Annotated in this window: 19 protein-coding genes; 8 read left to right on the top strand and 11 right to left on the bottom strand. The window is 69.5% G+C overall.

All coding sequences use genetic code 11. The features are described 5' to 3' along the window. Positions 1–63: 63 nt before the first annotated feature. Positions 64–1275 carry a resuscitation-promoting factor gene (locus H9L22_RS13045; RefSeq protein WP_187720303.1) on the bottom strand — a complete coding sequence of 404 codons (1212 nt, stop codon included), beginning with the start codon at positions 1273–1275 and terminating at the stop codon, positions 64–66. Positions 1276–1528: 253 nt separating this feature from the next. Here H9L22_RS13045 and H9L22_RS13050 point away from each other — a divergent pair, with 253 nt between their 5' ends. Then, on the top strand, positions 1529–1978 hold the full coding sequence (locus H9L22_RS13050; RefSeq protein ID WP_187720304.1) for a cupin domain-containing protein: 450 nt from the start codon (positions 1529–1531) through the stop codon (positions 1976–1978). Between the two features lie 24 nt (positions 1979–2002). On the opposite strand, the gene H9L22_RS13055 is transcribed toward H9L22_RS13050, so the two are convergent. After that, positions 2003–2374 carry an RNA-binding S4 domain-containing protein gene (locus H9L22_RS13055; RefSeq protein WP_226965855.1) on the bottom strand — a complete coding sequence of 124 codons (372 nt, stop codon included), beginning with the start codon at positions 2372–2374 and terminating at the stop codon, positions 2003–2005. 59 nt (positions 2375–2433) lie between these two features. Here H9L22_RS13055 and H9L22_RS13060 point away from each other — a divergent pair, with 59 nt between their 5' ends. After that, a complete protein-coding gene (locus tag H9L22_RS13060) occupies positions 2434–3114 on the top strand; it encodes an SDR family NAD(P)-dependent oxidoreductase (protein WP_187720305.1) in 681 nt (226 codons plus the stop codon). Positions 3115–3127: 13 nt separating this feature from the next. Here the strand turns inward: H9L22_RS13060 and H9L22_RS13065 are convergent, their stop codons facing one another. Continuing rightward, positions 3128–4003 carry an oxygenase MpaB family protein gene (locus tag H9L22_RS13065; RefSeq protein ID WP_187720306.1) on the bottom strand — a complete coding sequence of 292 codons (876 nt, stop codon included), beginning with the start codon at positions 4001–4003 and terminating at the stop codon, positions 3128–3130. A 100-nt stretch (positions 4004–4103) separates the two neighbouring features. On the opposite strand from H9L22_RS13065, the gene H9L22_RS13070 reads away from it, so the two are divergent. The 5 genes from H9L22_RS13070 to H9L22_RS13090 all read left to right on the top strand — a co-directional run bounded on the left by H9L22_RS13070 (position 4104) and on the right by H9L22_RS13090 (position 8022). Continuing rightward, a complete protein-coding gene (locus H9L22_RS13070) occupies positions 4104–4475 on the top strand; it encodes an ArsR/SmtB family transcription factor (RefSeq protein WP_187720307.1) in 372 nt (123 codons plus the stop codon). A 2-nt stretch (positions 4476–4477) separates the two neighbouring features. Beyond that, positions 4478–4789, top strand: coding sequence for an SRPBCC family protein (locus tag H9L22_RS13075; RefSeq protein ID WP_187720308.1), 312 nt, complete (start codon positions 4478–4480; stop codon positions 4787–4789). A gap of 83 nt (positions 4790–4872) precedes the next feature. Continuing rightward, positions 4873–5316, top strand: a complete 444-nt coding sequence (locus H9L22_RS13080) for a MarR family winged helix-turn-helix transcriptional regulator (protein ID WP_187720309.1) — start codon at positions 4873–4875, stop codon at positions 5314–5316. Then, a complete protein-coding gene (locus H9L22_RS13085) occupies positions 5309–6589 on the top strand; it encodes an MFS transporter (protein ID WP_187720310.1) in 1281 nt (426 codons plus the stop codon). The genes H9L22_RS13080 and H9L22_RS13085 overlap by 8 nt, the downstream gene beginning before the upstream one ends. Before the next feature lie 50 nt (positions 6590–6639). Beyond that, positions 6640–8022, top strand: coding sequence for an L-serine ammonia-lyase (locus tag H9L22_RS13090; RefSeq protein ID WP_187720311.1), 1383 nt, complete (start codon positions 6640–6642; stop codon positions 8020–8022). Between the two features lie 159 nt (positions 8023–8181). On the opposite strand, the gene H9L22_RS13095 is transcribed toward H9L22_RS13090, so the two are convergent. Continuing rightward, complete coding sequence (locus tag H9L22_RS13095; RefSeq protein WP_187720312.1) at positions 8182–9030, bottom strand: alpha/beta hydrolase; 849 nt, start codon at positions 9028–9030, stop codon at positions 8182–8184. 73 nt (positions 9031–9103) lie between these two features. On the opposite strand from H9L22_RS13095, the gene H9L22_RS13100 reads away from it, so the two are divergent. Further along, positions 9104–9490: an MmcQ/YjbR family DNA-binding protein gene (locus H9L22_RS13100; RefSeq protein ID WP_187720313.1), complete on the top strand. Its 387-nt coding sequence runs from the start codon at positions 9104–9106 to the stop codon at positions 9488–9490. A gap of 34 nt (positions 9491–9524) precedes the next feature. On the opposite strand, the gene H9L22_RS13105 is transcribed toward H9L22_RS13100, so the two are convergent. The 7 genes from H9L22_RS13105 to H9L22_RS13135 all read right to left on the bottom strand — a co-directional run bounded on the left by H9L22_RS13105 (position 9525) and on the right by H9L22_RS13135 (position 13637). After that, the gene (locus H9L22_RS13105; protein WP_187720314.1) at positions 9525–10535 is read right to left on the bottom strand and encodes a M48 family metallopeptidase; all 1011 of its coding nucleotides are present in this window, start codon (positions 10533–10535) and stop codon (positions 9525–9527) included. A gap of 107 nt (positions 10536–10642) precedes the next feature. Then, on the bottom strand, positions 10643–11089 hold the full coding sequence (rplI, locus tag H9L22_RS13110) for a 50S ribosomal protein L9 (RefSeq protein WP_187720315.1): 447 nt from the start codon (positions 11087–11089) through the stop codon (positions 10643–10645). A 17-nt stretch (positions 11090–11106) separates the two neighbouring features. Continuing rightward, positions 11107–11346 carry a 30S ribosomal protein S18 gene (gene rpsR, locus H9L22_RS13115; RefSeq protein WP_187720316.1) on the bottom strand — a complete coding sequence of 80 codons (240 nt, stop codon included), beginning with the start codon at positions 11344–11346 and terminating at the stop codon, positions 11107–11109. A 100-nt stretch (positions 11347–11446) separates the two neighbouring features. Further along, on the bottom strand, positions 11447–11980 hold the full coding sequence (locus tag H9L22_RS13120) for a single-stranded DNA-binding protein (RefSeq protein WP_187720317.1): 534 nt from the start codon (positions 11978–11980) through the stop codon (positions 11447–11449). Positions 11981–12087: 107 nt separating this feature from the next. After that, positions 12088–12390, bottom strand: a complete 303-nt coding sequence (gene rpsF / locus H9L22_RS13125; RefSeq protein ID WP_187720318.1) for a 30S ribosomal protein S6 — start codon at positions 12388–12390, stop codon at positions 12088–12090. A gap of 117 nt (positions 12391–12507) precedes the next feature. Continuing rightward, entirely contained in the window at positions 12508–13260 is a 753-nt protein-coding gene (locus H9L22_RS13130) for an SGNH/GDSL hydrolase family protein (RefSeq protein ID WP_187720319.1), read from the bottom strand. Continuing rightward, the gene (locus H9L22_RS13135) at positions 13257–13637 is read right to left on the bottom strand and encodes a rhodanese-like domain-containing protein (protein ID WP_187720320.1); all 381 of its coding nucleotides are present in this window, start codon (positions 13635–13637) and stop codon (positions 13257–13259) included. Before H9L22_RS13135 ends, H9L22_RS13130 begins: the two co-directional genes overlap by 4 nt. Between the last annotated feature and the right edge of the window lie 40 nt (positions 13638–13677).

The following is a 13677-nucleotide window of genomic DNA, read 5'->3' on the forward strand; positions in this document are numbered from 1 at the left end:
AGACAAAGGAGCGGGCCGCCCGGTTGGGCGGCCCGCTCCTTTTCTTGAATCAGCTGCGGTTACTCAGCGCAGGCCGAGCTTGCGGGAGCATGCGGGCCACTGGCCCCAGCCGGCCTTGGCCTGCAGCATCTGCGCCCGCTTCGTCTGCTCCGCCGGGGAGGCCTGCGACGGCAGGCCCGATCCGCCCACGGAGCGCCAGGTGGAGACGGTGAACTGGTAGAGGCCGTGGTAGAGGCCGTTGCTGCTGACAACCGACGCCCTGCCGCCCGACTCGCACTGCGCGAGCTTGGCCCAGACGCCGCCGCCGACGGCGCCCGAGGTGGCCGAGGAAGAGGAAGACGATGCCGCGGGGCGCTTCTTGGTGCCGACGGTCGTGACCTGGTCGACCTTCTCCACCGCGACGACCTCGCCGACGAGCTTCTTCTCGACCTCGACACCGTCGCGGGTGGTGACCTCGAACGCCCGGTCGATCCGGCCGTCGACGCCCTCGGTCGTCACCTTCTTGGTGTCCTCGTAGTACTTGTCGCTCTTGACCGTCGTCGCGCCGTGCTCGACGGTCTCGGACTCGGAGACGCGGGTGGTCGCCCAGCGGACGATCGTGATGACGGTGGTGCCGTCCTGCTCGGCGGCGACGGTGATCTCGTCAGCCTCGCCGAGCGTCAGCCCGTGCTCATCGAGCAGAGCCTGAAGTGCGATGGGGGCGGCCGCGGTCGCCTCGACCGCGCCGTCCATGCTGACGATCCGGACGTCGCCGGAGATCGGCAGGTCGATCTCGGCGCGCTCGGCGGAGCGGGAGACGGCCATGGCGACCGACCGGCCGCCAGCGGCGCGGGTCAGTGCGGCACCGACGTGCTCCTCGGTGGTCCACAGGACGTCGGTGGTGCCGTCGAGCAGGACGTCGACCGGCTGGGCGCGCACGATCTCGATCTCCAGGCCGTCGGCAAGCTGCGAATCGAGCGCGGGAGTGACCTCGTCATACTCCCCGACCTCGATGCCCTGCTCGGCGAGCAGCGCCTCGACGGTGCCGGTGAAGGTGCCCGTCTCGGCCAGGGCGCCGTCTGCTGAGACGGTGACGGCCTTGTGGGCCGCGGCGACGGAGAACCCACCGACGGTGAGAGTCAGCGCGAGCGCACCGGCGACGATCCCGCCGACGAGACGCTTGCGTCGGCTGCGGGGCGCGGTCAGAGCCTGCGTCGGCTCGTCGTCGCTCTCGGGCAGTGCCCGCAGCGGGAGCGTCAGCTCCTCGGGGGTCTCGAAGTCGTCAGCGTTGTTCATTCGTCTCCAGTGCTGGTGCCATCCGGCCTTGCCGCATCCGCCGGAGCGGTTCGCGGCTGGTGCCGGCCTGCGCGGGTGCGGACCACGGCCCCCACCACAGCGAACCAGCCTAGGCGACGGACCGCGGGAATCCTAATAGATTCTCAGATTCGCCGTCAGGATTCTCAGAATCCAGGCTTCCGGCGGATACCGCCATCGCCGTCGCCCGGGCATCCCGCAGCCGATAGTCTGGCCGAAAGGACAGGAGAAACCCATGACGATCAAGGACCGCGGCCCCCAGCCGAACGCCTTCGACATCGAGACGGCGACCGTCGAGAACAGCACCTACCGCACGGTGGCCTGGACCGGTCGCTACCTGCAGGTGACGCTGATGTCGATCCCGGCGGGAGAGTCCATCGGCCTCGAGGTCCACGAGGAGACCGACCAGTTCCTCCGCATCGATGCGGGCGAGGGTCGCGTCACCATGGGGCCGGCCGCCGACGACCTGTCGTTCCAGCAGGACGTCAGCGACGGCTGGTCGATCCAGGTCCCCGCGGGCACCTGGCATGACGTCATCAACACCGGCGACGAGCCGCTGCGGCTGTACGCGGTGTACGCGCCGACGCACCACGCGGCGGGCAAGGTCCACGCCACCTATGCGGAGGCGACCATCGACGAGGAGTCGGGCGGCGACGAGCCACCGGAGTGGACCGTCCAGCCGTAGCCGTCCGCCGGAAGGGAGCGGGGCTCAGCGGCCCCTGAACTTCTCGAGGTCGCGCCGTTCGCGCTTCGTGGGGCGCCCTGCGCCGCGGTCACGGACCGCGACCCGCCCCGTCATGCCCGCGATCGGCGGCGGCTTCTCGGGCGTCCGGTCGATGTAGGCGGCCTGGGCCAGGGGGGCGCCGACGCGCTTCTCGAGGGTCGGGTCGACCACCTCGATGAGCCTCTCCTCCTGCTCCCTGCGGACCCGCACCACCTGTCCGGTGACGACGACCTGTGACGCCTTCGCCAGCTTGTCGTCGACCCGGACGTGCCCCCGCGCACGGCGGCGGTCGAGAGCGAGCGGGTCTTGTACATCCGCACCGCCCAGAGCCAGGAGTCCAGTCGAGCCATGGGGCAACCCTAGCCCGCCTGCCCGCCCGCTAGATTGACGGCGTACCGAACGGAAGGAACACCACCGTGACCCGCAAGGCCATCGTCACCGGACACAGCCGAGGCATCGGCGCGGCGCTCGCCGCGCTCCTGCGCGCGGAGGGTTGGGAGGTGCTCGGGCTGTCGCGTTCGGCCGGCGAGCGCGTCGACCTGGCGGACCCGGCAGCGTTGACGGCGTGGCTGACCGGCGGCCGCCTGGCCGGGTTCCTCGCCGACGCCGGTGAGGTGCTGGTGATCAACAATGCGGGACTGCTCGGCCCGGTGGGTGTCGACGGTCCTCTCGATGCGGCCTCGACCGTGGCCGCGGTCAACGTGAACGTGACGGCGCCGATCCTGCTGACAGACGCGGTGATCGCCCAGCGTCCCGCCGACGCCACCGTCCGCGTGGCGCACATCTCCAGCGGCGCCGGGCGTCGTCCGATCGTCGGGTGGGGCGTCTACTGCGCCACGAAGGGCGCGGTCGACCAGCACGCGGCCACCCTCGCGGCCGAGGGGCGTCCCGGCGTGAGGATCGCCGCCGTCGCTCCGGGCGTGGTCGACACGGCGATGCAGGCGCAGATCCGCGGCGAGGACGGCTTCCCGCTGCGCGACGACTTCGTGGCTATGCACGCCGAGGGCCAGCTCCGCTCCCCGGAGGAGGCCGCGCGGCTGCTGCTCGACCTGGTGACGGCCGACGACTACGGCGACGAGCCCCTGACCCGGATCTGACGGCGCCGAGAGGTCAGGCGCGGGCCCGTTCCTCCCGCGTCGTCGGCGGCGTGATCGCCCACCGGGCGACCCGGGTGGCGAAGCCTCCCAGCGGGAGGCCGACGAGCCGGTCGAACCAGCGCGACGTCGGCAGCTTCAGTTCCTCCCGCACCCATCTGGGCAGCGTCGAGATGGCGCCGGCGGCCAGCATCCAGTAGCCGATCCGGCCGGGCCACGGGACCGGCGGGGTGCGGAGCAGAAAGTCGACGGTGTCGACGGCCGCAGCCGACGCGCGCAGCTCCGGCCGGTACGCCTCGATCGCCGCGAGCAGGTCGGCCTCGGTACGCGGCAGGTCGACGGCGCCGAGCAGCTCGCCGGCGGGCGCGGCCGAGGCGACGTACTGGTCGGCCTCCCCCGGCGCGAGCCGGCGCGGGCCGAAGGCCTGATAGGAGGCCAGGAAGCTCGCCGTCTCCGCGGCGTGCACCCAGGCGAGCAGATGCGGATCAGAAGCGCGGTAGGGGGTGCCGTCGTCGGTCTTCCCGCGGACCCGCTCATGGACGGCGCGGACTCGGCCGATCAGCTCCTCCGCCGCCGGGATCGGGCCGTAGGTGGTCATCGCGATGAACTCGCCGGTGCGTTGCAGGCGCCCCCAGGGGTCGGACCGGTAGCCGGAGTGGCCGGCGACGCCCGCCATCGCCGAGGGGTGCAGCGCTTGCAGCAGCAGGGCCCTGATGCCGCCGGCATACATGGCGGCATCCCGGTTGACGGCCCAGATCACATCGTCGGGCGCGTGCCAGCGTTCGCCGTCGGCGCCCCAGATCCGGGCCTCGCGCGCCTCGGCGTCGGGGCCGGCGACCTTGGAGCGGATGACGGAGCCGATCAGTTCACGCAGCCGTGCCAGGGGGTTCATGGGGCCCAGCGTAGGCGGGTGCGGAACAGGGGGCTGTCTCTCTTCGGAGCTCCGGAGCACCAGCTCTTGACATACAACCAAACGGTTGTAGATTAGTTCCGTGCATGACGATGACGACGAGGACCGGGCGGACGCGCTCTTCCACGCCCTCGCCGACCGAACCCGACGCGACATCCTGCGGAGGGTCCTGGCGGGAGAACACTCCGTGTCGACGCTGGCAGCCAGCTACGACATGAGCTTCACCGCCGTCCAGAAACACATAGCGGTCCTGGAGCGGGCCGGGCTGATCACCAGGCGCCGCAGCGGCCGGGAGGTCCTCACCAGCGGCGACATCGCCGCCGTCCGGCCCATCGGTTCACTGCTCCGCGGCCTCGAGGACATCTGGCGCGGGCGCGTGACCCGCATCGACGACCTCCTCGCCGAGACCCCCACCCGTCCCACATCCCCGGGCCGCACCCCATTGAAGGAGTGACCATGCCGTTCACCGCAGCGTCGCACGACCTCGAGTCGCGCACCATCACCATCTCCGCCGACTTCACCGCCCCCGTGGAGCGGGTGTGGCAGGTCTACGCCGACCCGCGCCAGCTTGAGCGCATCTGCGGCCCGCCCGGCTTCCCCGCCACCTTCGACCGCCACGAACTGAAGCCCGGCGGTACTACAACCGGCCCCGACGGCGAGAAGCTCTACCCCACCACCGAGGGCCTCCAGCAGGTGCTCGACATGGGAGTCATCGAGGGCGCGTCGTCCGCGATCAACCAGGTCGACGCCCTCCTCGCGGAGGGCTGACGTCCCACTCCATGGACACCCTTCGATGAGATTTCAATTACCTAAGGTAATGACCTAAGGTAAGGATCTGATTGAAGGGATCCATGTCAGCCTCCACCCCACCCAGCGACGCGGAGATGTTCCGCCTCGCCAACGACCTCCGTATCGCCTGCCAGCGCATCGCCCGCCGTGTGCGGATGGAATCCACCATCGGCGTCGCCCCCCACCAGTTCACCGTCCTCACCCGCGTCCACAACGAGGGACCCCAGACCCCCACCCACCTGGCCGCCGGCGAGCGCGTGAGCCTGCCGTCCATGACGCGCACCGTCAACTACCTCGTCGAGCAGGGCTACGCGCTGCGGATGCCCCACCCCGACGACCGCCGCCAGGTGCTGGTCCACCTCACCGACGCGGGCGAGGACCTGATCCTGCAGACGATCGCGCAGCGCGACTCGTGGATGCGCGCCCACATCGAGGGCCTCGACGACGAACAGCTGCGACTGCTACGGCAGGCCGCCGACCTCCTGCTGGAGGTGTCCGGTGTTTAGTCGCCCGATCCGCACCTTCGCGTCGCTGTCGATCCGCAACTACCGCTACTTCTTCATCGGCGCCCTGATCAGCAACCTGGGCACATGGATCCAGCGGATCGGCCAGGACTGGCTGGTCCTGACCAAGCTCACCGACAACTCCAGCACCGCGCTCGGCATCGTGACGGCGCTGCAGTTCCTGGCCATCCCCCTGCTGTCGCCGTACGCCGGCGCCATCATCGACCGCTATTCGAAGCGGACGATGCTGATCATCACGCAGGTCGCACTGATGATCACCGGCATCGGGCTGTGGGCGCTGGTCGCCACCGACCTCGTGCAGTTGTGGCACGTCTATGTGTTCGCGCTGATCACCGGCGCGATCAGCGCCTTCGACAACCCGGCGCGCGCGGCGTTCGTGACCGAGATCGTGCCGCAGGACTACATCACCAACGCTGTCGGGCTGAACTCGACGTCGTTCAACGGCGCCCGCCTCATCGGCCCCGGCCTCGCGGGCCTGCTCGTCGCGGCCTTCGATGTCGGCCCCACGCTGCTGATCAACGCACTCAGCTTCCTCGGCATGATCATCGCGGTGCTGCTCATGCACACCGACGAGATGCACCCGGCCAAGCGGACCGGTACCCGGGGCGGTGCCATGGACGGCCTGCGGTACCTGGCGCATCGTCCCGACCTCATCGTGGTGCTGATCATCGTGTTCGTCATGGGCACGTTCGGCATGAACTTCCAGATCTTCAACGCGACCATGTCGACGGTGGAGTTCCAGGTCGGCTCCGCGGAGTTCGGTCTGCTCGGCACCATCATGGCCGTCGGCACCCTGGCGGGATCGCTGCTCGCGGCCAGCCGCACGAAGCCGACGCTGCGCACCCTGCTCCTGTCGACGGGGGCTTTCGCCGTCAGCACCCTCGCGCTCGCGTTCGCCCCCAACTACACGGTCTACGCGATCCTGCTGATCCCCGCCGGATTCTTCGCCCTCACGGCCTTGACGACGGCGAACGCGTCCGTCCAGCTCGGCACAGCACCGGAGTTCCGCGGGCGTGTGATGGCCGTCTACATGGCGATCTTCATGGGCGGCACGCCGCTGGGTTCGCCTCTCATCGGCTGGGTGGGCCAGGTCCTGGGGCCTCGCGCCTCGGTGCTGGTCGCGGCGCTCACCACCGGAATCTGTGCGGCCGCGGTGCTGATCTACTACATGACCCGCAAGGGGCTGCGCATGCGGATCGACCGCCACCCCATGCGCATCCGCACGTGGATGGAGCAGCCCGCCAAGGCCGCATAGGAACGGACGGGTATTCTCCGGCAGAGACACCACTGCGACGACGGAGGTCCATGTCCATCAGCGCCCTCGACCTGTTCAAGGTCGGCATCGGCCCCTCTTCTTCCCACACCATGGGGCCGATGCTCGCCGGCTCCCTCTTCGTGGGCGAGTTGGATGCGATGGGTGTCCTCGACGGCGTCTCGCGCGTACGTGTCGACCTGCACGGGTCGCTCGCCGCGACGGGCATCGGGCACGGAACGGACCGCGCCGTCGTCGGGGGCCTGCTGGGACACCGGCCCGACGAGGTCGACCCCGACGACTACGTGGCGGGTGTCGACGCCGTCAACGGCGAAGGCACCCTGAGCCTCGGCGGGCGACGCGACATCGCCTTCGACTGGGCGCGGGACCTGCTGCTGCACCGCGACGCAAAGCCACGCCATCCGAACGCCCTGACGCTTTCGGCCTTTGACGGCACCGGCCGCCTCCTGCACACCAACTGCTACTACTCGATCGGCGGCGGCTTCGTCGTCGACGAACGGCACGCCGCGGCGGGCGAAACCGGCACCGATGGCCCCGCCGACGTCGAGTTCCCCTTCTCCACGGCCGTCGAACTGCTGGGCATCTGCCGCGCCGGGGGGATGAGCATCGCCCAGGTGATCGCGCGCAACGAACTTGCCTGGCGTCCGGCGGACGAGACGGAACGCAGCCTGCTGCGGGTCTGGGACGTGATGGCCGCCTGCATCCAGCGCGGCATCCACCACGAGGGCGTCCTGCCGGGCGGCCTGATGGTGCCGCGCCGGGCGCCCGCGCTGCTCCGGCAGCTGACCAGCGATCCCCGCCCCAACCTCATCACCGTCACGTTCTCCGCGATGGAGTGGGTCAACCTGTACGCCCTCGCCGTCAACGAGGAGAACGCGGGCGGAGGCCGTGTCGTGACGGCGCCCACGAACGGGGCGGCGGGCATCATCCCCGCCGTGTTGCACTACTTCATGGACTTCGCTGAGGACGCCGGTCCGCGCCACGTCGTCGACTTCCTGTTGGCCGCGACCGCCGTCGGCGTCCTGCTGAAGCAGAACGCCTCCATCTCGGGGGCGGAGGTCGGCTGCCAGGGCGAGGTCGGATCGGCGTGCGCGATGGCGGCCGCCGGGCTGGCCCAGGTGCTGGGCGGAACCCCGGAGCAGGTGGAGAACGCCGCCGAGATCGGGCTGGAGCACAACCTGGGGCTGACGTGCGACCCGATCGGGGGCCTGGTCCAGGTGCCGTGCATCGAGCGCAACGCGATGGCTGCGATCAAGGCGATCAACGCCGCCCAGTTGGCCCTGTCGGGCGACGGGACGCACCGCGTCACCCTGGATCAGGCGATCCGCACCATGCGCGACACCGGCCGCGACATGCTCAGCAAGTACAAGGAGACCTCCGAGGGCGGGCTCGCCGTCGCCTTCATCGAGTGCTGACGTCTGCCCCCTCCTGAGGCGGTTCGGTGCGCTCGTTCAGCTCGATCCAGGCCGTGTCGCACCCGGGGCACCGGTAGACCGGCGCCCCCTCGACCCGCTCGTCGGTCTCGACCGTCCCGCACGCGTCCTGGCACGGGTGGGTGACGAGGAACCGGGCGCTCATCGGGCGGCCCAGGTGGCGCGGAGCCAGGCCGTCGCGAGCCCTACCCAGGCCGAGACATTCTCCGGCAGGGGCGGCCGGTCGTTGTTGGCCACCTGGGTCCCCGTGGCGAGGCCGTGCACCCTGCGCTGGAAGTGGTGGTACTCGAACGGCACGCACGCGGCGGACAGTGCCTGTGCGAAGCGCAGCGACTGGCTCGGCGGGACCGTCTGGTCCTCGTCGGTCGTCCACAGGAAGACGGGCGGCACCTCGTCGGTGACGGCGGCGATGCAGTCCTGGTACTCGACGCCGATCGCGACGAAGTCGTCGGGTTTCCAGTCGAAGTTGAAGACGGCGTAGGCGGGCAGCACGGCGTCGGGGCGCGAGCTCACCGTCATGAGCCCCGCGTTGGCCTCCACCCCGCGGGCGGAGAGGGCCTCGTATTCGGCCCGCTCCTGGGCGGCGAGGGCCGGGTTGTTCCAGGTCGTCGCGCTCATGGCGGCGACGTGCCCGCCGGCGGAGAAGCCGAGGACGGCGATCCTGTCGGGGTCGACCCCCAGGTCGGCCGCGTGCAGGCGCACCCAGCGGACGGCTCTGGCGACGTCGATGGCGGGGTTCGGACCCGTGGCGTGGACGCCGATCGAGTAGCGCAGGACGAACGTGTCGAAGCCCGCTGCCAGGAAGGCGGCGGCGGGCGGGTCGGTCTCCCGCTGCGAGAGGAATGTATAGCCGCCGCCGGGGCAGATGATCACCGCCGGCCTCGGATCCTCCAGCGATGTCGGCCGCTCGGCGACGGCCGGGAGATCGTAGACGGTGGCGTGGAGGGTCACGTCGCGATCGGGGTTGAGGTCGACGGTGAAGGAACGCATGGGCCACAGGGTACGCGGTACGGACCCGGCCGATCCGCCCCCACGGGCCCTCTGAGCGGTAAACAATGACGTCATGACCGAGCACGAGCCCTTCGATCTCGACGACCCGTACCTGGTGCGGCTCCGCTCCCTCGCCCTGGCGCTGCCGGGTGCCGCGGAGAAACTGGTCGTCGGCCATCCGGCGTTCTACACCCGCAAGGTATTCGCCTACTTCGCGATGAGCCGGAAGGTCGACGGCGTCTGGGAGAACCGGCCGAACACCGTCAGCGTCGTGCTCCCGGAGGACGAACGGCTCGCCCTGCTGGAGCGCGCGGGCGCATCGATCCCCGGCTACATCGCGAAATCGGGCTTCGTCTCGCTCGACCTCGACGAGGACACGGACTGGGACGAGATCGCCGAGCTGCTGGAGGAGTCGTTCCGGCAGACGGCTGGTGTGCGCCTGGTGCGGGCCTTGGGGTGACCCCTTCGACAAGCTCAGGGACCACCCTTCGAAGCTACTCGCTGCGGAGCCTGCCGCCCACCCACTTGCCCAGGTCGCTGAGCCCGCCGCCGATGTCGCGGCCCAGCTTCGCCAGCGAGTCCTCGCTCTCCTGGAACCGGTCGGCGTACGACTTCGCCGCGGCCGCCGCCTCGTCCGAGATCTTGGCGTCCTTGTCGTCCTCGCGCCGCGGGTAGGTGCCGGCCAGGATCTCGCCGTAGGCGCCCGAGTCGACCCAGCGACGGATTTCGGCCGCCCGAACCACGTTCATCGGATGGGTGGCGTCGTTGACCAGGATCAGCTTCATGATCGAGTCGCCCAGGTCGTCGGACTCCTCATAGTCCTTCGCCTGCGCCAGGAACTCCGTCTGGTCGAGATCGGGCAGGTGTCCGCCCGAGGCGAGCTTCATGTTCACCCGGATCGCCGACTGCACGTCCTGCGTGGCCAGAAGACCCGCCCTGTCGGCCGACAGCTCGGCCTTGCGGGCCCACTCCCCCAGCGCCGTGCGGAGCGCCAGCAGCCCGATCCCGCCGAACGGGACGGAGGTCAGCGTGCTGCCGAACAGGATCAGGTACTGCAGCAGCGTGCGGTAGAGCGCGTGCCCGCTCAGCGCGTGCCCCAGCTCGTGTCCCATGACGAACCGCAGCTCCTCGTCGTCGAGGAGGTCGATGAGCGCAGAGTTGAGGACGATCTTCGGCTTGTCGATGCCGATCGTCATGGCGTTGAAGATCGGCGAGGCCTGGACGTACAGCTCCGGCAGTTCCTGCACGTCGAGTGCGACGGCGGCGTCGGCGTAGAGCCGCTGCAGCCGCGGGAACTGCCGGTCGCTGACCCGGACCGCCGACCCCAGCAGCATCATCTTCACGGCCCGCTCGTTGAGGAAGGCGGAGAACCGGCGCAGGATCGTGTCGAAGCCCTTCAGCTTCCGCAGCGCGACGAGCGCCCCACGGTCGGCCGGGTGCTCCCAGGCGCGGCTCGAGATGCCCTTGAGGGTGGTGCGGGGACGTCCAATGGAGGAATCACTCATGCCCCCAGTCTGCCCCGTGTCGTGGCTCACCGGGGTAGGCCCGTGGGCCGAGAAACGCACGAGGCCCCCGGCACCACCGGGGGCCTCGCAACGTCAGGTGCCTCAGATCACTGGGCGACGACCTCGAACGGGACGTGCGCAGTGACGGCGCCGTGCAGCTTGACGGCCGCGACGTGCGCGCCGACAGCCTTCACCGGCTTGGCGAAGGACACGGAGCGCTTGTCGATCGTCGGGCCACCGGCCCGCTTCACGGCAACGGCAATGTCGTTGGCGGTGACGGCGCCGAACAGGTGACCCTGCTCGGAGACGCGCGCCGGGATCTGGACGGTGAGGCCCTCAAGCTGAGCGCGGAGCTCCTGCGCGTGGGCGACGCCGCGAACCTCGCGGGCGTCACGGGCGCGCTTGATGCCGTCGATCTGCTTCTCGTTGCCCCGGGTCCAGCGGATCGCCTTCCCGCCGGGAAGGAGGTAGTTACGGCCGTAGCCGTCCTTGACCTCGACGATGTCGCCGGCGATGCCGAGCTTGTCAACGGTGCTGGTCAGAATGAGCTTCATGATGCTGTTCCTTCCGATCAGCGAGCGCTCGACGTGTACGGCAGCAGGGCCACCTCACGAGCGTTCTTGACGGCGATGGCGATCTTGCGCTGGTCCTGGACCGAGAGGCCCGTGACGCGACGCGCGCGGATCTTGCCACGCTCAGAAATGAACTTCTTGAGCGTGTTGATGTCCTTGTAGTCGATGTTGGCGACTCGCGTCGTCTTCACCGGCATGATCTTCTTCTTGTTCACAGGCTTGCGCTGTGGACCGGCCATTGTGGTGCTCTCCTTGTTCTCGGGCTCTCGGCCCGGGGAAGCCCGTCTCACGACGGAATGTGCCAGCTAGCCCAGGTGGGCTAGTTAAGCGTTGTGTGGATCAGAACGGGGGCTCTTCGGGCTGCGACTGGGCCCAGGGGTCGTTACCGGCCCTGTTGCCACCACCGGCGGCGGAGCCGGAGCTCGCCCACGGATCGTTGCCCTGCGGCTGCTGCGGAGCGCCGCCGCCCTGATTGCCCTGCCAGTTGCCGCCGCCACCGGAACCGCCACCCTGTGTGCGGGTGACCTTGGCGGTGGCGTACCGCAGAGCGGGACCAACCTCGTCGACATCGACCTCGAACACGGTGCGCCGCTCACCCTCACGGGTTTCGTAGCTGCGCGACTTCAGCCGACCGGAAACGATGACCCGCATCCCCTTGGTGAGGGATTCGGCCACGTTCTCGGCGTACTGACGCCAGACCGAGCAATTGAGGAACATGGCGTCGCCGTCCTTCCACTCGTTCGTCTGACGATCGAACGTGCGGGGGGTCGACGCGACCGTGAAGTTCGCGACTGCGGCCCCATTAGGGGTGAAGCGAAGCTCAGGATCGGCGGTCAGGTTGCCGATGAGCGTGATGGGAGTCTCGCCTGCCATGTTTCGTGCCTCCGTTGTAGGACGTGGATGACCAGTCTGTCACCGCACCTCATCCTCGGCTGTGAGGCCGACAATTTCCCGAGGTGTGGGACGACTGTGGAAAGGAATCAGCTCTCGAGTCGGAGAACCTTGGTGCGCACGATCCGCTCGTCGATGGTCATCAGACGATCCATCTCGGCAACGGTCGCGGGCTCCGTGGAGACCTGGAGAACGACGTAGGAAGCCTCGGTGATCTTGAGGTTCGTCTCGATACGGATGTCGTAGGCGAGCCGGCGACGGCCCCAGACATCGGTGTTGTCGACGGTGCCACCACCCTTGGTGATGACCTCAAGGTGCTTCTCGATGAGCGCGGGAACCTGGCGATCGTCGACTTCGGGACGAACGAGAACCATGATTTCGTACTTACGCATTACGCAACCCCACCTCCTTCGGACTAACGGCCGCAGGGCGATCCCGCGGCAGGAGGGTGCAACTGACCTGTGGTCAGACAAGGGGCAACGATACCCGCCAGCCTCGGAGGGGAGAAATCAGCGGCCGGGTCGCCGCAGCCGCTCCACGGTTCCGCTCGCGACGATGACATCCCAGAACGCATCGGCCCAGGACGCATAGCCGCGGTCGTTCGGGTGGAACCAGTCCTGGGCGGTGTGCCGGGGATAACCCAGGTAGCCGGCGCGGCGGGTGCGCTCGTGGAGGGAGACCAGATGGTGGTCGTGCCGCGCGACGAGTTCGTGCGCCCTCGCCGTCATCGCCTGGGAACGCCCGATCCAGCCCGGGAGCACCATCCACGGCACGTCGCTGACGAACGAGCCGGAAGGCAACGCGGTCAGGATGCGGTCAAGGGCGTCGGCGAAGCTGTCGACGGTGTTGGTGCGGGTGAACAGGGCGTCGTTGCCGCCGATGTCGAGCGTGACGACGTCCGGCACGAATGTCAGGGCCTCGAAGGCCGGCAACTGGTCGCGGACGACGTCCCCGGAGACCGCCCCCGACACCGAAAGGTTGGTGATCGCCACGTCACGGCCCGTGGCCTCCGCCAGGCGCCGCGCGATGGTGGGCACGTAGCCGGCTCCCGCATGGGACGCGCCGACACCCTGCGCAGCCGAGTCGCCGAGCGCGACGTAGTGCAGCACGTCCTCCGGGTGCGAGTCGGGCCGGGCGAGCCAGTGCTCGCGGTACCGCACCACGTGGCCGTTGATCTTGCGGGCACCGAGCAGGTAGCTCGTCCCGGCCGCCAGCGCCGCGCCCGCCAGGCCGGCGAGCAGCGTGAAACGCAGGAGCCTCATCTGCGTCGCCGGTAGGGCCCGGGGATCACCGGGTTGCCGTCCTTGGCCCAGGCACGCAGTCCGCCGGCGACCGACTCGGCCAGCACCCCCTGCTCCCGCAACGCCCGCGCCGCCAGCGAGGACCGCAGCCCGTTGTCGCAGATGACGACGACGGCCGCATCCCGGTCCGCCAGAGGGTCGTCGCCGTGGATCGCGTCCAGCGGCTCACTCGCCAGCGACTTCGGGTCGACGGGCCGGGCCCCCGGCGCATGTCCGGCCTCGTACTCGGGTTGTGTGCGCACATCGATGAGGATGGCGCCCTTGCTGAGCGCGATCAGTGTCTCCTCGACGGTGAGCCCATCGAGGGGTTTCTTGCCGAGGAAGTCGAGCAGTCCCATGCCCCCATAGTGCCCGACGCGGGGCGATGCCCCCCAACGG

Origin of the sequence: Tessaracoccus defluvii, assembly GCF_014489575.1 — a bacterium.
In the GTDB taxonomy this organism is placed as follows: domain Bacteria; phylum Actinomycetota; class Actinomycetes; order Propionibacteriales; family Propionibacteriaceae; genus Arachnia; species Arachnia defluvii.